This is a genomic window from Acinetobacter gyllenbergii CIP 110306 = MTCC 11365 (genome assembly GCF_000413855.1).
GTDB classification, from domain to species: domain Bacteria; phylum Pseudomonadota; class Gammaproteobacteria; order Pseudomonadales; family Moraxellaceae; genus Acinetobacter; species Acinetobacter gyllenbergii.
Map to the genome: position 1 here is coordinate 135,819 of NZ_ATGG01000011.1, position 16,918 is coordinate 152,736.

At 43.6% G+C, this 16,918-nt stretch carries 16 protein-coding genes; 13 read left to right on the forward strand and 3 right to left on the reverse strand.

Going from position 1 to position 16,918, the window contains the following annotated elements:
• Positions 1 to 9: 9 nt before the first annotated feature.
• The 3 genes from F957_RS14285 to paaZ form a co-directional block, all read right to left on the reverse strand.
• Positions 10 to 1,296, reverse strand: a complete 1,287-nt coding sequence (locus F957_RS14285) for an acyl-CoA dehydrogenase family protein (protein WP_171068270.1) — start codon at positions 1,294 to 1,296, stop codon at positions 10 to 12.
• Between the two features lie 270 nt (positions 1,297 to 1,566).
• Positions 1,567 to 1,857 carry a DUF1330 domain-containing protein gene (locus F957_RS14280; protein WP_016540254.1) on the reverse strand — a complete coding sequence of 97 codons (291 nt, stop codon included), beginning with the start codon at positions 1,855 to 1,857 and terminating at the stop codon, positions 1,567 to 1,569.
• 88 nt (positions 1,858 to 1,945) lie between these two features.
• Positions 1,946 to 4,048: a phenylacetic acid degradation bifunctional protein PaaZ gene (gene paaZ / locus F957_RS14275; protein ID WP_016540252.1), complete on the reverse strand. Its 2,103-nt coding sequence runs from the start codon at positions 4,046 to 4,048 to the stop codon at positions 1,946 to 1,948.
• 266 nt (positions 4,049 to 4,314) lie between these two features.
• On the opposite strand from paaZ, the gene paaA reads away from it, so the two are divergent.
• The 13 genes from paaA to F957_RS14210 all read left to right on the forward strand — a co-directional run bounded on the left by paaA (position 4,315) and on the right by F957_RS14210 (position 16,904).
• Positions 4,315 to 5,253 carry a 1,2-phenylacetyl-CoA epoxidase subunit PaaA gene (paaA, locus tag F957_RS14270; protein ID WP_016540251.1) on the forward strand — a complete coding sequence of 313 codons (939 nt, stop codon included), beginning with the start codon at positions 4,315 to 4,317 and terminating at the stop codon, positions 5,251 to 5,253.
• Between the two features lie 33 nt (positions 5,254 to 5,286).
• Complete coding sequence (gene paaB / locus F957_RS14265) at positions 5,287 to 5,577, forward strand: 1,2-phenylacetyl-CoA epoxidase subunit PaaB (RefSeq protein WP_004807366.1); 291 nt, start codon at positions 5,287 to 5,289, stop codon at positions 5,575 to 5,577.
• A gap of 12 nt (positions 5,578 to 5,589) precedes the next feature.
• Positions 5,590 to 6,345, forward strand: a complete 756-nt coding sequence (gene paaC / locus F957_RS14260) for a 1,2-phenylacetyl-CoA epoxidase subunit PaaC (RefSeq protein ID WP_016540250.1) — start codon at positions 5,590 to 5,592, stop codon at positions 6,343 to 6,345.
• A 16-nt stretch (positions 6,346 to 6,361) separates the two neighbouring features.
• Positions 6,362 to 6,862, forward strand: coding sequence for a 1,2-phenylacetyl-CoA epoxidase subunit PaaD (gene paaD / locus F957_RS14255; RefSeq protein WP_016540249.1), 501 nt, complete (start codon positions 6,362 to 6,364; stop codon positions 6,860 to 6,862).
• Between the two features lie 23 nt (positions 6,863 to 6,885).
• Positions 6,886 to 7,947 (forward strand): 2Fe-2S iron-sulfur cluster-binding protein, encoded by a 1,062-nt coding sequence (locus F957_RS14250; RefSeq protein WP_016540248.1) that lies wholly within the window; start codon positions 6,886 to 6,888, stop codon positions 7,945 to 7,947.
• 10 nt (positions 7,948 to 7,957) lie between these two features.
• Complete coding sequence (locus F957_RS14245) at positions 7,958 to 8,731, forward strand: enoyl-CoA hydratase-related protein (RefSeq protein ID WP_016540247.1); 774 nt, start codon at positions 7,958 to 7,960, stop codon at positions 8,729 to 8,731.
• The gene (gene paaG / locus F957_RS14240; protein WP_016540246.1) at positions 8,731 to 9,522 is read left to right on the forward strand and encodes a 2-(1,2-epoxy-1,2-dihydrophenyl)acetyl-CoA isomerase PaaG; all 792 of its coding nucleotides are present in this window, start codon (positions 8,731 to 8,733) and stop codon (positions 9,520 to 9,522) included. The genes F957_RS14245 and paaG overlap by 1 nt, the downstream gene beginning before the upstream one ends.
• Positions 9,523 to 9,524: 2 nt before the next feature.
• Positions 9,525 to 11,063 carry a 3-hydroxyacyl-CoA dehydrogenase gene (locus F957_RS14235; RefSeq protein ID WP_016540245.1) on the forward strand — a complete coding sequence of 513 codons (1,539 nt, stop codon included), beginning with the start codon at positions 9,525 to 9,527 and terminating at the stop codon, positions 11,061 to 11,063.
• Between the two features lie 12 nt (positions 11,064 to 11,075).
• Entirely contained in the window at positions 11,076 to 12,287 is a 1,212-nt protein-coding gene (gene pcaF, locus F957_RS14230) for a 3-oxoadipyl-CoA thiolase (RefSeq protein ID WP_016540244.1), read from the forward strand.
• 47 nt (positions 12,288 to 12,334) lie between these two features.
• Positions 12,335 to 13,624, forward strand: a complete 1,290-nt coding sequence (gene paaK / locus F957_RS14225) for a phenylacetate--CoA ligase PaaK (protein ID WP_016540243.1) — start codon at positions 12,335 to 12,337, stop codon at positions 13,622 to 13,624.
• Positions 13,625 to 13,686: 62 nt separating this feature from the next.
• Positions 13,687 to 14,646, forward strand: coding sequence for a phenylacetic acid degradation operon negative regulatory protein PaaX (gene paaX / locus F957_RS14220; RefSeq protein WP_016540242.1), 960 nt, complete (start codon positions 13,687 to 13,689; stop codon positions 14,644 to 14,646).
• Positions 14,633 to 15,235 (forward strand): phenylacetic acid degradation protein PaaY, encoded by a 603-nt coding sequence (locus F957_RS14215; RefSeq protein ID WP_016540241.1) that lies wholly within the window; start codon positions 14,633 to 14,635, stop codon positions 15,233 to 15,235. Before paaX ends, F957_RS14215 begins: the two co-directional genes overlap by 14 nt.
• 214 nt (positions 15,236 to 15,449) lie before the next feature.
• Positions 15,450 to 16,904 (forward strand): benzaldehyde dehydrogenase, encoded by a 1,455-nt coding sequence (locus tag F957_RS14210; protein WP_016660236.1) that lies wholly within the window; start codon positions 15,450 to 15,452, stop codon positions 16,902 to 16,904.
• The last annotated feature ends 14 nt before the right edge of the window (positions 16,905 to 16,918 follow it).

The following is a 16,918-nucleotide window of genomic DNA, read 5'->3' on the forward strand; positions in this document are numbered from 1 at the left end:
TCTCCAAAATTAAGCATGTAAGCCAGAATGCAAGATTGCAGTCGCACGAAGATCACGATACCAGCGCTCAACAGGATGTTCTTTGGTAAAGCCATGACCGCCAAGAATCTGAACGCCATCTGTGCCCATTTTCATTGATTTTTCAGCGCAGAGCAGGCGAGCAAGATAGGCTTCACGATGGAACGGTTTGCCAGCTTCTGCCAAACTCGCAGCATTTAAAACCAGCATACGCATCGCATCAATTTCAATCGCCATATCTGCAATCATGAATGCAACACTTTGACGGTGAGAAATGGGTTCTCCGAAGGCAGTACGTTCATTGGCATATTTAATACAGTAGGTTTTGATTGCTTCACAAGTCCCAATCGCCATCGCACACCACATCAAGTTACCTAGATCGACAAAGGCGGTGTAATCAAAATCAGCATCGCCTAAGCGTAAGGCTGGCGTTTGATTAAATTGAAGAGTCGCCGTTTCAGCAGCTTTTAGACCCATTGCAGGGTTGGCTTTGATGGCAATCGTTTCATTGGATTGCACCACGAAAATATCAGCTTGACCGTTAAACTCCGCACTGACCAAGAACACATCGGCAATATCACCTAAAAGCACTAAGCTCTTTTCACCCGTAATATAGAATTGTCCATTGGCTTCAGATGCCGTGGTTTTTAACTGGTATGGGTTAAAAGCAGGGGTTGCCTCCTGAAAGGCAAACGTCGCCGTAACATCAGTATCTTCTGCAAACACCGGTAAGTACATGGATTGAACTTGAGTTGAACCCCAACGGGTTATTGCATTGATGACACTAAAGGTACTCAGCAAACCTGCGGTCAGACTGAAATCACCCTTCGCCAAGCTTTCTGCAATTAGAATATTACTCACAATATTTTGTTCTGCTGCCACACCACCCAATGCTTCTGGCAACGCATAATAGTTGAGCCCCAAATCAACCAAATGTTGCCACAGTTCTTCTGGGAATTGAGCATGATGATCTGCATCATGTGCCAATGTGTAGAGCACTTCTTCAGCAAATTGTGACATGGCATCAACCGTCATTTGCTGTTCTTCAGTCAGACTGAGATCAAACAAATTTTTGTTGCTCTGATTTGGAAGACGCTGTTTATCGATTGGTTGTGGCTTAAATGCTTTTTGTGTTTTATTGAGTACTTTAAAGCCAGTTTTTGAACCTTGATATAATGATTTCTCTACAAATTTTCTTAATTTGAGTTGATCCAGCATTTCGCTTCCTGCGAGTTTGGTGATCAAAGATAGCCCAAGACCTTGAGCCTTATTCATCATATTCGACATGATTTTATCCTAGAGGATGGTTGTAAATTTATGCTGACATGCTCCTGCTCAAAAAACTATGTCTTGTTTGACATGCCGATTGGAGAAAGATAAAGGGTGAAATAGCCGTTTATTGTTTTTTATCATATTGTTTTTTAAATATTAAAAAAAATATGGGCGAAATTGTTTTTTTAAAAATTGACCAAAATGACAGAGGCCAGTGCCCAGCTTAATCTGTTTATTGTTTAGTAAGGTGATTCTGCCATTTTGGGGTCTCCACGATTAGCCTAATCCTTCGGTCAGAATCACCATATATTCACCTGCTAAATCACGATGCTTTTTGGCCTGTTGATAGGCATCACTGTGATACCAATTTTGTGCTTCCTGCATACTACGAAATTTAATGATGGCAACGCCGTCGCTTTCGATATTCTCTAATGCAATAGACTGACCATAAAAAACAATGGGTTCAGCTGCAAAACCTTGGCTCGCTTGACGTGCCAAAGTGGTGTAGGTCTTCATTTCATCTTGGTTTTTTAATTGCGTACGAATAAGAATGATATAGGCACTCATGGATTTTCCTGAATTGAGTTTATTTTTAACACAGCATATCTCGAATATTGTTGATGGATACGCAATGGGATCCATCAACGCACTTAGTTTAAGCTGCGCGGGCAACCAAAGTTAAAATATCATAGGTTGCAACCAGTTCATCACGTTGATTTTTGACTTTGATATCCCAAACCACAACACCGTGTTCGGGTTGAGATGGATCTTTTTGTGGTTTAGGAGTTTTCTGTTTGCAGGTCAATTCAACCCGAATAGAATCACCGATTTTGACAGGCTCAACAAAACGTAAATTATCCATACCATAGTTAGCAATCACAGGGCCTTGTGCGGCATTGACAAATAAACCTGCTGCGGCAGAAACAATGAAATAGCCATGTGCCACACGCTCACCGAAGAAAGAGTCTGCTGCCGCGATTTTATCGGTATGCGCATAGAAATAGTCGCCACTGAGGCAGGCAAAATTAACAATATCGGCTTCAGTCACGGTACGACGTGCAGTCAATAAACGCTCACCAATGACCAGTTCATCAAAATCCTTTTTAAAAGGATGGACGCGGTCTTGCTTGATGTTTGAACCCGCGGTCCATGAATGCGTCACTTGAGTAAGGCTGTTCGGTGAACCTTGAATCGCGGTCCGTTGCATATAGTGTTTGACTGCGCGAATGCCTCCTAGTTCTTCACCGCCACCAGCACGACCAGGTCCGCCATGAATCAAATGAGGCAGTGGTGAACCATGTCCTGTACTTTCTTTGGCTGATTCTTCATCCAGAATGTGTACACGACCATGCCATGGCGCAATTTTTTGAATGATCAATTCGACATTCTCATCACTATTCTTTACCACAGAGGCGACCAGACTACCTTCACCACGCGCCACAAGATCGGAAAGTTCGTCAATTGATTGATAAGGCATCAAGGTACATACAGGGCCAAAAGCTTCAGTGGTATGTACCAAGCTTGCCTGTAGTGGTTGCTCACACAATAACAAGGTCGGTGGGAAGAATGCACCTTTCTCAGGATGGTCAGCATTGATTTTGAAAGTTGTCTCGTCACCAAATACAATTTTGGCTTCTTTCGCCAGTTCTGCAACTTTCGCAGCTACATCCAGTTTTTGTTTAGGGCTGGCCAATGCGCCCATGGTGGTGTCTTGTTTTTGTGGATCACCTACGACGACTTTTGCTAGTTTAGCACTGAGTTTTTGCTGTACTTGTTCAAGAAGTGCTTGAGGTACAAAGGCACGACGAATCGCGGTACATTTTTGTCCTGCTTTGGTGGTCATTTCACGAAATACTTCGCGTACAAATAAATCTATAGTTGCCTCATTTGCCGATGGACTGAGAATCGCACTGTTTACCGAATCAGCTTCCATACTAAATGGAATTGAATATTTGTTCAGATGGGAGTGGTTGCGGAGTTTTTGGCCAGTATAGGCTGAACCCGTAAAGGTAACACAGTCCTGTGGGCCTAAGTGATCAAAAAGATCATCAATTTGTCCGCAAATCAGTTGTAGTGATCCTTTCGGTAGAATTTGCGTATCTTCAATCGCTTTAACAACTGCTTGGGTGAGTTGAGCACCATCAGTGGCGGGTTTGACGATACAAGGCACACCCGCCAATAGCGTAGGCGCAATTTTTTCTAGCATGCCCCAAATCGGGAAGTTAAAGGCATTGATATGTACTGCGACACCTGCTTTAGGACTCAGAATATGCTTGGCACCAAAAGTGCCGTTTTTAGAGAGCTGAATCCAGCTATCCTCAGTAATAATTTTTTCGTCATTGAGTTCGCGGCGTACCAGACTTGAATAGGCAAATAAGGTTTGGATGCCACCCTCGATATCAATCCAAGCATCTTTACGTGTCGCACCAGTGGCGTAGGCAAGCGTATAGAACTGTTCCTTTTGCTCGAGTAGCTGTTGGGCAATTTGTTTTAAGGCATTGGCACGTTGATGAAAGGTCCAGTTTGCCAGCTCAGTACCATGCTGTTTGGCATATTGCACGGCTTGATGCATGTCGATGCCATGACTGCTGACGCTATAGATCGGTTCGCCAGTAATGGCATGTACAACAGTACGTCTTTCTTCATGGCTTGAATGCCATGTTCCATAAACATAAGAAGCCAGTTGTGGCAGCTGTTGAGTTGAGTTTTGGTATTCGGTGTCCTGTGCTATTTCTTCACGTTGTGCTTGTTCAAGCATAATCAAACTCCATTTTTATGTGATACATCAATTATAAAAATACTTAAAATATGATTCATAATTTCATCTTGATTCAGCAAAAAGTCAACATTATTTTGTTTTTATTGGGGGGTTAAATTTTAATTTATTTTAATAGTTTTAAATAAAACAATAATTTGTCTGTGATTTTTTGATTGATTTTAATTTGATACAAAAATATTAATTGACTTTGTTTTTTATGTATCGAAAAATAGATTCATGGATGGAGTTCTCAAGAGAATCTACAAATGGAAAATAAGTATCAGAAATTTGAGCACAATATTGCCAATGACATCACGATAGAAGCCAAAGATGAAATGCCTGAGGCGTATCGCAAAACCTTGATTCGTCAGATTGGGCAGCATGGTCATTCAGAAATTGTCGGTATGCTCCCAGAAGGCAACTGGATTACCCGTGCACCGACCTTGAAACGTAAAGCCGTATTATTGGCAAAAGTTCAGGATGAGGCAGGGCACGGTCTTTATCTTTACAGTGCTGCAGAAACCTTAGGTGCGGATCGCGATGAGATGATGGAAAAATTGATTGATGGAAAAATGAAATATTCCTCAATCTTTAATTATCCAACCATCAGCTGGGCCGATGTAGCGGCAATTGGTTGGTTGGTTGATGGTGCTGCAATTGTGAATCAGGTGGCCTTATGCCGTACCTCTTATGGTCCTTATGCACGTGCCATGGTACGGATTTGCAAAGAAGAAAGTTTCCATCAACGCCAAGGTTTTGAAGCCATGATGGCATTGGCGGCGGGTTCACCCGAACAAAAACAAATGGCACAAGATGCGGTGAATCGTTTTTGGTGGCCTGCATTGATGATGTTTGGCCCAAGTGATGATCACTCTCCTAATAGTGCGCAAAGCATGGCATGGGGAATCAAGCGTTTTAGTAATGATGAGTTACGTCAAAAATTTGTCGATAACACTGTGCCACAAGTGTTGCAGCTCGGTCTAACGGTACCGGATGCTGATTTGCAGTGGAATGAAGCAACAGGTCATTACAGCTATGGCGAGATTGATTGGCAAGAGTTCAATGAAGTGATTGCAGGTCGTGGCCCTTGTAATCATGAACGGATCGAAGCACGCCGTAAGGCTTGGGAAAATGGCAAGTGGGTGCGAGATGCGGCCGTGATTTATGCCAAAAAGCAGCAAAACCAAGTGGGCAAAGTTGCTTAAACAAGATTTAGGGAAAAATTTGAGGATATCGAAATGGAAAATAACAACAATTGGTCGCTCTATGAAGTGTTTGTACGCAGTAAACAAGGTTTAAGCCACCGTCATGTGGGTAGTTTAAGAGCCCCAGATGATGAAATTGCACTGCAACATGCGCGTGATGTCTATACCCGCCGCAATGAAGGCATTAGCATCTGGGTGGTTCGTTCAGAACTGATTAAATCCTCACAGCCAGATGAAAAAGCAGAGTTTTTTGAACCTGCATTGGACAAAGTCTATCGTCATCCGACTTTCTATCATATCCCTGATGGCATTGAGCACATGTAAGGGAGGATGCAAATGAATAATCCTATTTTATCTAAGTTCTTATTACATATCGGTGATAGCCAACTGGTATTGGCGCAACGTTTGGCTGAATGGTGCGGTCATGCGCCAGAGTTGGAAATTGATATTGCTTTGGCCAATATCGGTCTGGATTTACTGGGGCAATCTCGAAATTTTTTGACCTTGGCAGGCCAATACGAAGCTGAAAAACGTGATGAAGACCAATTGGCTTATTTCCGTAATGAACGTGAGTTTTTTAATTTATTGCTATGTGAACAACCGAATGGCGATTTTGCACAGACCATCGTTCGTCAATGGCTGATCGATCATTACCATGTGTTGTTGTTAACGGCTTTAACTCAATCAGCAACAGCAGAAGTCGCGGCATTGGCGGTGAAATCTTTAAAAGAAGCCAAGTATCACATTCGTTTCTCAACCAGCTGGATGGAGCGTTTAAGCCTCAGCACAGAAGAAGCACATCAACGTGTACAACAGGCATTAGACAATTTGTGGCGTTTTAGTGCTGAACTGTTCGAGTTGACGACCGAAGAAAAGACGTTGGTTGAGCAAGGCATCATTGCTGATTTTTCCACTGAAAAAGTGCAGTGGGAGCAAACCGTTATAGCGGAATTGAAGCGTTTTGAATTAACGATTCCTGAAAATGGTGCCTATCGCCGTGGGGCCAAACAAGGTTTGCATACCGAGCATTTGGGTTATCTGTTGGCTGAAATGCAATCTATTCAACGCAGTTATCCTGAGATGACTTGGTAGCACAAGGAGCGTCAGCATGCAGATGATTCGTCATTGTATTGACCAATGTTGGGATGTTTTACAAAAGGTCAGCGATCCAGAGATTCCAGTGCTGTCGGTGGTAGATTTGGGCATGATTCGTGGCGTGGAAATCAATGAGCAGCAAGAAATTATTGTTCGATTGACCCCGACCTATAGTGGTTGCCCAGCCACTGACTTATTAAAAGCACAAATAGTCGAAGCCTTGGCGGCAGAAGATTTGACCCCTGCAAAAGTCATGATTGATTTATCAGAAGCGTGGACCACGGACTGGATGTCGAACGCAGGTAAGCAGAAGCTGCAAGCCTATGGGATTGCGCCACCAGAAGGGACTGCACAGCTATGCGGAACGCATGTGCATCTGAGTGATGGTGTGGTCTGTCCTCACTGTAAAAGCCGCGACACTCGATTGCTGACCGAGTTTAGTTCGACTGCCTGCAAAGCACTGTACAAATGTCGGGACTGCCTTGAACCCTTTGATTATTTTAAATGTATTTAAAGCCTTGGATAAGGAAATCAGCCATGAGCCAATTTATTCCATTAAAAGTAAAAACAATTACACCTCAGACCGATCAGGCGATCTGTATTGCTTTTGATTTGGTCCCTGAACAACAGCAACAGTTCCAATTTCAGCCGGGCCAGCATCTGACCATTCGTCATTTAACCGAAGCTGGAGAAATTCGCCGTTGCTATTCCATCTGTAGTTATGCGCCTAAAGAAGATATTAGCATTGCAGTCAAAAAGATTGAGCAGGGCCAGTTTTCCCATTGGGCCAATGAGCATTTAAAAGTCGGTGATGTACTGGAAGTGATGCCGCCACAAGGGGTGTTTTTTCAGAAGGCAGCACGCACAGGTGGTCAGTCCTATTTGGGTATTGCTGCAGGTAGTGGTATTACCCCAATTCTTTCCATCATCAAACAGGTGCTGTTTGAGCAAGCATCGGCAAATTTCACCTTGTTGTATGGCAATCGTTCGTGGAAACAGACCATGTTTTCCGAGCAGATTATGGATTTAAAAGACCAGTTTAAAGAGCGTTTTCAACTGATCAATATTTTCTCACGCGAGTTCAATGACAGTGAGTTATTGAATGGTCGTATTGATGAGAACAAGCTCAAACAGTTATTTGAACATGAAGTGTTAGAGCCCAACTTTGACCATGTCTTTGCCTGTGGTCCAGATGAAATGATGGACACCGTTGAAAGCCTCTTTCCTATGTATGGTGTGACCAAAGAGAAGATTCACACGGAACGCTTTAATACGGGGCATGTGCGCAAACGTCCAACTGAAACCGATGCCAACCGTAAAGAAGAAAAAGTCAACATCGTACTCGATGGACGAGAGTTGATCGTTGCTGTGGGGCAAGAGGACGAAAGCATTCTGGATGCAGCATTACGTGCAGGTGCAGATTTGCCTTATGCCTGTAAAGGTGGGGTCTGTGCTACCTGTCGCTGTAAGGTACTTTCAGGTGAAGTGGATATGTTCCTGAATTATAGCCTTGAAGACGATGAAGTGGAAAAAGGCTATGTACTGAGCTGCCAGACTTTGCCGAAAGGCGCGAATGTGCGTTTGAGCTTTGATGAGTAGAGAGAAAGCGATGCAAACATTGATTCAGGTTGAAACACCGCTTGAGGGTGTCATGCTGCTTAGCTTAAACCGTCCAGAAAAACGCAATGCTTTGAACAACGCCACCTTACAGTGTTTATGTGATTTGCTAGAACACGCTGAACACGATCCTCAAGTCAAAGTGGTTGTGTTAACGGGCAATCGTAATTGTTTTGCTGCAGGTGCCGATCTGAGTGAATTGGCAGAAATGGATGCAGTGGCTTTACAGCTCGATATTCGCCCAAAGTTATGGCAGAAGATCGACAGTTTTACCAAACCTATCATTGCCGCAGTAAATGGTTATGCCTTGGGTGCAGGCTTTGAACTGGTGTTGCATTCTGACATGGTGATTTGTGGTGAAAATGCCAAATTTGCTTTGCCTGAGATTGGTTTGGGTATGTTACCTGGTGCAGGTGGTACCCAACGTCTTGCGCGTTTAGTGGGGCAGCAATTGACCATGCGCTGGGCAATGACAGGTGAAATGATCTTAGCTAAACAAGCGCAGCAGTATGGGATTTGTAGTGAAGTGGTGCCGACTGTACTCACGGTGGAATATGCCATTCAACTGGCAAGCAAGATTGCCAAACAAGCGCCCTTAGCGATTCGCGTGATCAAACAATCGATTAAAAGTATTCATGAGACCACCTTAAGTCAGGGACTGAAATCCGAACGGCAAAATTTTGTTTGGTTGGCAGCAACCAAAGATCGAAATGAAGGCATTAATGCATTTTTTGAAAAAAGAAAACCAGTGTTTAGAGGTGAGTGATGGACTATAAAAATATTATCGTGGAAGAAAAAAATGCGGTGGGTTATTTAACCTTTAATCGTCCCCAAGCATTAAATAGCTTTAACGTCGAGATGCACCGCGAGGTCGCCGAGATTCTGAATCTATGGGCTAAAAAACCAGAGGTTCGCTGCATCGTGATTAGTGGTGAAGGCCGTGGTTTCTGCGCAGGGCAAGACTTGGGTGACCGTGTGGTTGATCCAAATGCTGCCGCACCTGATTTGGGTTATTCAATTGAAACCTACTATAACCCGTTGATTAGAACCCTTGTAAATATGCCGAAGCCCGTGATTTGTGCGGTGAATGGTGTAGCTGCAGGGGCAGGTGCCAATATTGCCTTGGCCTGTGATCTGGTGATTGCCGCCAAATCTGCCAACTTTGTACAAGCATTTTGCCGTTTAGGTCTGGTTCCTGACTCAGGTGGAACTTGGTTCTTGCCACGTGCAGTCGGTCATGCACGTGCTATGGGGCTCGCATTGCTGGGTGACAAATTACCAGCGGAAACTGCCAAAGAATGGGGCATGATCTGGGATGTGGCTGAAGATGGTGAATTGAAAAGCAAGGTCACTGAACTGGCAGAACGTTTAGCCAAGCAGCCGACCTTTGGCTTGTCATTGATTAAAAAGGCCATCCATCAATCTAGTAATCATAGTTTTGATGAACAGATGCACTTGGAACGAGACCTACAGCGTATCGCTGGGCGTTCGGAGGATTATCGTGAAGGGGTTCAAGCCTTTATGAATAAGCGTGAGCCAAACTTTCAGGGGCGTTAAGCATGAATAATCTGGATTTGTCTCATGCCCGTATTGCTGTCATCGGTTCTGGAACCATGGGAATCGGTATTGCTCAGTTGGCAGTCATACACGGTCATTCTACCATTCTCTATGATCTTGATCATGAAAAGACCAAGCAGGCGGTGGATGGATTGCATCAGACTTTTGCTAAATTGGTTGAAAAAGGCAAGATCACGGCAGAACAAGCCCAGCAGGCATGTTCACGTTTAAACATTGCCAATGGTATAGACGATTTAGCCAATGCTGAATTAGTAATTGAGGCTGTAGTGGAAAAACTGCAAGTGAAGCAGTCTTTGTTTCAACAGCTTGCGGCTATCTGTAGTGAACATACTATTTTTGCCAGCAATACCTCTTCAATTTCGGTCACTGCGATTGCTGCAGGGATTCCACATCCTGAACGCGTGGTGGGCTTACATTTCTTTAATCCTGCACCGGTGATGAAACTGGTGGAAATTGTGCAAGGTTTAAAAACACCAGCAGGATTATGTCAGGCTTTAAAAAGTTTGATGCTGGCTTGGAAAAAGATCCCGGTACTGACCAAGCCAACGCCAGGATTTATTGTCAATCGGATTGCCCGTCCATTTTATGCAGAAGCATTTCGTGCCTTACAAGAACAGGTTTCAACTTATGACCAGCTGGATTATGCCTTAAAGCAGTGTGGTGGTTTTGCGATGGGGCCGTGTGAATTAACGGATTTAATTGGACAAGATGTCAATTTTTCCGTGACTCAAACTGTGTATGAAGCCTTCTTTTATGAGCCGCGTTATCGCCCAAGTTTGATTCAGAAAGAATTAGTTGATGCTGGTACATGGGGGCGTAAGTCAAAACAAGGCTTCTATCACTACGATGAAAAAAATCAGTATGCGACTTTTCAGCCTCAAACCATTGTCACGCAATCCTTTCATGCTGATGTTCAAGTTAAAGGTACATGGGCTCAGTGTCCGCATTTATTAGAACGTCTAGGCTTAAGTCGTGCTTTAACAAGCAATGAAAATATCATTCAAATTGATGATATTGATCTACGTTTAAGTCAGGGTGAATCTGCCAATTTACAGTATTTAAGTCGAAAAACCATCTTGATGGATTGGCACCATGATTTCGCGCAAGCGCAAGCCGTAGTACTGAGCCATAATCATCTTTGCCAAGCTGAAGATCTGGCAAAAATCGAAGCGTTTTTTAGTCAATACCAGATTAATGTCGTTTGGATCAGCGATCATCCTGCACTGTTAACTTTACGTACCATTGTTTTATTGATCAATGAAGCCTGTGAAGCCAGTCTGCATGGGATTGCCAGTATGGAAGATATTGATAATGCCATGCGCTATGGCGTCAATTATCCTAAAGGGCCGTATCAATGGATGATGCAATTGGGTGCGCAATATGTGCTGCAGACTTTAACTAATTTATATGCCATCTACGGCGAAGAAAAATATCGTGCAAGTTTATATCTCAAGCAATATGTGGCTCAGCAGCAAAGCGTGACTGCGGACTCTTCAAAAAATTTAACAGAATGTGCATAAGCAGGAGCGATCATGGAAGACGTTTTAATTTGTGATTTTATTCGTACCCCCATTGGACGTTATGCAGGGTCATTGAGTTCGGTGCGTACTGATGATCTTGCGGCATTGCCAATCAAACATCTAAAAGAAAAGCATACACATTTACCGTGGCAGGATTTAGATGAAGTGTTTTTAGGCTGTGCCAATCAGGCGGGCGAGGATAACCGTAATGTAGCACGTATGGCGACGTTGTTAGCAGGTTTACCTGAGTCGGTTCCTGCAATGACGGTCAACCGTCTTTGTGCTTCGGGGCTAGATGCGGTCGGTTTGGCTGCACGTTCGATTAAATCGGGCGAGTCTCAATTTGTATTGGCGGGTGGGGTCGAATCCATGAGTCGGGCACCTTTTGTACAGGCCAAGCCAACCGAAGCATTTGGTCGTAGCCCTGAAATATTTGATACCACCATTGGCTGGCGTTTTGTTAATAAAAAGATGAAAGCCGACTATGGCACTGACAGCATGCCTGAAACGGCTGAGAATGTGGCTGAGAAATACCAGATTAGCCGACAAGATCAAGATACGTTTGCGATTCGTAGTCAACAAAAAGTGGCTGTGGCACAACAAAATGGTTTTTTTAGGGATGAAATCTTGCCCGTTGAACTGGTTGATCGTAAAAAGAACATTACCATTTTTAGCCAAGATGAGCATCCAAGAGCAGAGACCAGTTTGGAAAGCTTGGCGAAATTAAAAGCGCCATTCCGTAAAGAAGGCGGTTCAGTGACTGCGGGTAATGCATCGGGTGTCAATGATGGCTCGGCTTGTGTGTTACTGACCAATCGTCAATTTGCCGATAGACATGGTTTAACACCTTTGGCACGTGTGGTGGGACTTGCCAGTGCTGGGGTTGAACCGAAATATATGGGTATTGGCCCAGTGCCTGCGGTGCAAAAATTGTTGAAACAAACAGGTCTCAGTTTAGAGCAAATGGATGTGATTGAGCTAAACGAAGCTTTTGCAGCTCAATCTCTGGCATGTATGCGTGAGTTAGGCCTTAAGGATGATGATGCACGAGTCAACCCGAATGGTGGTGCAATTGCGTTGGGCCATCCACTGGGGATGAGTGGGACGCGTTTAGTCATGACGGCAACCCGAGAGTTGAAAAGACGCCAAGGAAAATATGCACTATGCACCATGTGTGTCGGTGTCGGGCAAGGTGTCGCCCTAATCTTAGAAAATTTAGCTTAAAGCAATTGAAACGGTTCGAATAATATAACGACATAGGAGAGACGGCAGTGGATAGCCTCATCACAGAAGATGTAGAAAAAATGACGCTTGCGGAGTTACGAGCGTTGCAAACCAAACGATTAAAAGACACCTTGACCTATGTTTATGCGCATAGCCCAGTGTATAAGAAAAAGTTTGATGCAGCAGGTGTGCATCCAGATGATTTTATCAACTTGGATGATCTGGCTAAATTTCCTTTTACCACTAAACAGGATTTAAGAGAGAACTATCCCTTTGGTATGTTCGCAGTACCACAGGAGCAGATTGTACGTTTACATGCCTCTTCAGGCACCACAGGCAAACCCACTGTAGTCGGTTATACCCAAAAAGATATTCATACTTGGTCGGACATCGTGGCGCGTTGTCTGCGTATGGCAGGTCTAAGTGCCAAAGATATGATTCAGGTGGCTTATGGTTATGGTCTGTTTACTGGTGGTTTAGGTGCTCATTATGGTGCTGAACGTTTGGGTGCAACCGTGATTCCGATGTCAGGTGGTCAGACAGAGAAACAGGTGCAACTGATTCAGGACTTTAAACCGACAGCAATTATGGTCACGCCATCGTATTGCGTCAGCATTATTGAAAAACTGGAGCAGCAATTCGGCAGTGCCCGTAATACTTCGTTAAAGGTTGGTATTTTTGGTGCTGAGCCATGGTCAAAAGAGTTACGCCGTGAGATCGAAGAGCGTTTGAATATCAAAGCCTTGGATATTTATGGTTTGTCCGAGATTATGGGGCCAGGCGTTGCGATGCAGTGTTTGGGCGAAGGTGAAGGACTGACGATTTGGGAAGATCATTTCTATCCTGAAATTATTAACCCAGAAACAGGTGAAGTGTGTCAGGATGGCGAACTCGGTGAATTGGTCTTTACCACCATCACCAAAGAAGGTTTGCCGATTATCCGCTATCGTACCCGCGATTTAACTCGTTTATTGGCTGGACAGAACCTTGCCATGCGCCGTATGGATAAAATCGTAGGCCGTAGTGATGACATGCTGATCATTCGTGGTGTTAATGTTTTTCCGACTCAAATTGAAGAACAGATTTTACAAGTGCCAAGTCTGGTGCCGAATTATGAAATTTTGGTAGCAAAGAAAGGTCATATGGATACTTTGCATATCCGTACCGAAATGTGCCATAACTGTGACAAGCAGGCGCAGCAGTTGGCTCAGCAGTTGATGCAGCGGATTAAAACCATGATTGGGATCTCAGTCACTGTGGAGGTGGTCAACGAACTGACCTTGCCACGTTCTGAAGGGAAAGCAAAACGCGTCATTGATATGCGTCAGATTGCTTAACATTATGACCATTCAGGGTATAGTATCCTCTATATCCTGAATCTAAACGCCAAGATAAAAGTATGAGTGCAAAGTTACAGCAAATTATTGATTCGATTATTCAGAATGAAACCTTAAGCGGAACTTCGCTCATTTCCACTATTTTTGGGGATTCGGTGTTGCATCGTGGCGGTAACATTAGCCTTGCCAGCTTGATTCAGTTACTGGAGCTATTTAATTTTAATGATCGTGCTGTACGAACTTCAGTTTTTCGCTTGGTTAAAAGTGATTGGCTTGGTTCAGACAAGATCGGCAGAACTAGTTTTTATCGTATTACCGATGCCAGTCGTTCAAAATACTTACAGGCTGAGCAGCGGATTTATAATGATCAAATGAAAGAATGGGATCATTCTTGGGATTTGATTTTGATGTCGAGTCTGGACACTGACAATAAGGCTTTTTTAAAGAAAGAGTTGGAGTGGTTGGGCTTTGCCAATATTTCCACCAATCTGATGGCTTATCCAGGCTCGAATCGTCTGCAATTGCAAAAGCTGTTGGTTGACCTCAATATGAGTGAACAAGTGGTCGTGTTTAAGGCCGAGACCTTACAGTTGTTTAATAACTCAACTGACACCATTAGCCGTATGTTAGAAACCAATTGGCCAATTGATGAACTGCGTCAACGCTATCTCCAATTTCTGGATATGTTTAGAGAGATTGGTACGATCTTGATGCAGGAAGATGAAACGATTGAACCGATACAAGCTTTTCAGATTCGTACCTTACTGATTCATTATTATCGTCGGATTTTACTCAAAGACCCTGCATTACCCCTAGAGCTGTTATCTGCGGACTGGCCTGCAATCAATGCTCGTACTTTATCCATGAATATTTATAAGAAAGTTTTTGAAGCGGCAGATGACTATTTCCTGTCAGTCGCTGCAACCTCAGAAGGGCCAATGCCAAATGCAACTGCACATTTTTGGCGTCGTTTTGGTGGCTTAACCCAGAGTAACGAGAGGTTAAGTCATGCCTTGTTATAGCATTGATGGGGTGATTCCTGTGGTTCACCCCAGTGCATTTATTCACCCTACTGCGGTATTAATTGGTGATGTGATCATTGAAGCTGGAGCTTATATTGGGCCATTTGCCTCATTGCGTGCGGATTTTGGTCGTATCCATATCAAGCAGAATGCCAATGTACAGGACAATTGTATCATTCACGGTTTTCCACAAAGTATCACCCTGATTGAAGAAATGGGGCATATTGGTCATGCTGCCACTTTGCATGGATGCCGTATTGGTAAAAATGTGTTGATTGGTATGAATAGTGTGATTCTGGATTATGCCGAGATTGGTGAAAATACCATTATTGGTGCAAACAGTTTGGTCAAAACCAAAGATCAAATTCCTGCTAATGTACTGGCAATGGGAAGCCCAGCAAAAGTTGTGCGAGAGTTATCCGAACAAGAACGTGCATGGAAAATCAAAGGAACGCAAGAATATGTTCACTTGGCGCAGCGTTGTTTAAACAGCATGACAGAAGTCCTGCCTTTAGTGGAAAATTCACCTGAACGTAAGACCTATCAAGATTTTCAGTCCGATCATCAAATCAAGCCAACAACAGCATAAATAGAACATTTGAGCTGATCAATTTCTTTTGAACTTCCGCGATAACAAGACATCAAAAAGCAACAGTTTGTTTTTAAATATTAGTTGATGATGGAGTGTAAATTTTTCTACTTTTTAAGTCAGAAAAATGCAGGAAAGCATTTTCACTACATTTTTGGATATAAATCAGCCTAAAAGTGAATACTTTATTTAAGGAAATAAAACGAGGTTAATGATGTCTATTTTAACAAAAGAAATTTGGGATCAAAAATTATTTCGTGGTACATGGCAATCCGCCAAAAACGGTTATCAAGTGGTTGAAGTTGCGACAGGTGAGTCCTTAGGACAGATTGGTTATGCCGATGCATCCGATGTGGTCGAGGCGGCTCAGCAAGCCAAGATTGCACAAAAGCAATGGTGGGCGTTCAGTTATCAAGAACGTCAGTCAGTATTTGAGCGTGCTGTGCAGATTTTAACTGAACATCAGGCTGAAATTATCCAATGGCTGGTGAAAGAAAGTGGTTCACTACCGTTAAAAGCTGGTTTTGAAGTGAACATTGCTATTCAAGTACTCAAACATTGTACTGCATTACCCGCAGCTGATCAGGGCACATTATTGCCAACAGCAGCAGGTAAATTGAGTTTGGCTAAGCGAGTGCCTTTAGGTGTGGTCGGTGTGATTTCGCCGTTTAATTTTCCATTGTATCTTGCGCTACGTGCGGTTGCACCAGCCTTGGCGCTTGGAAATGCGGTGGTCTTAAAACCTGATGAACGTACCGCGGTCTGTAGCGGTTACGCGATTGCCCGTATTTTTGAATTGGCTGGTTTACCACAAGGACTGCTACATGTACTGCCTGGTGGGGCTGAAGTGGGCGAAGCACTGACCTTGGATAAAAATATTGCCAGTATTCAATTTACCGGTTCAACGCATGTAGGGCGGATTGTGGGTGCAAATGCGGCTAAAACACTGAAAAAAGTATCGCTTGAGTTAGGCGGTAAAAACTCGCTAATTATTCTGGACGATGCCGATATTGAGCTTGCGGCAGAGAATATCGCGTGGGGTGCTTTTTTGCATTCAGGTCAAATCTGTATGACTTCTGGAAAAATCCTGGTTCAGGAAAAGATCTATCCGCAAGTCAAACAACGTGTGATTGAAAAGGTCAAAAATTTTGTGGTGGGCAATCCTTTGCATAACGATGTCACGATTGGCCCTTTGATTAATGCCAAACAATCACAACGGGTTGAGCAGTTGGTCAATGAAGCAATAGCGCATGGGGCTAAACTGGAGGTTGGTGGACAGGCCAATGGTGTGTTTTTTGAACCAACGGTCTTAGCAGATGTCAAACAGGACAATCCAATTTTTGCTGAGGAAATTTTCGGTCCTGTTGCCGTGCTGATTCCTTTTAACAGCGATGAACAGGCCATTGAACTTGCAAATGATGGAGATTACGGGCTTTCGGCGGGGATTATTACTGCCAATGTTGGGCGTGGCATGCAGCTTGGCCAACAATTGAATGTAGGCTTATTGCATATCAATGATCAAACCGTCAATGATGAAACGGTGAATCCCTTTGGTGGCTTTGGTGCTTCAGGCAATGGCACACGGATTGGTGGACCTGCGAATGAGGATGAGTTTACTCAATGGCAATGGATGACGATTCAGGCACAAGCGCCTCATTATCCATTCTAAGCTATCTTGGAAAT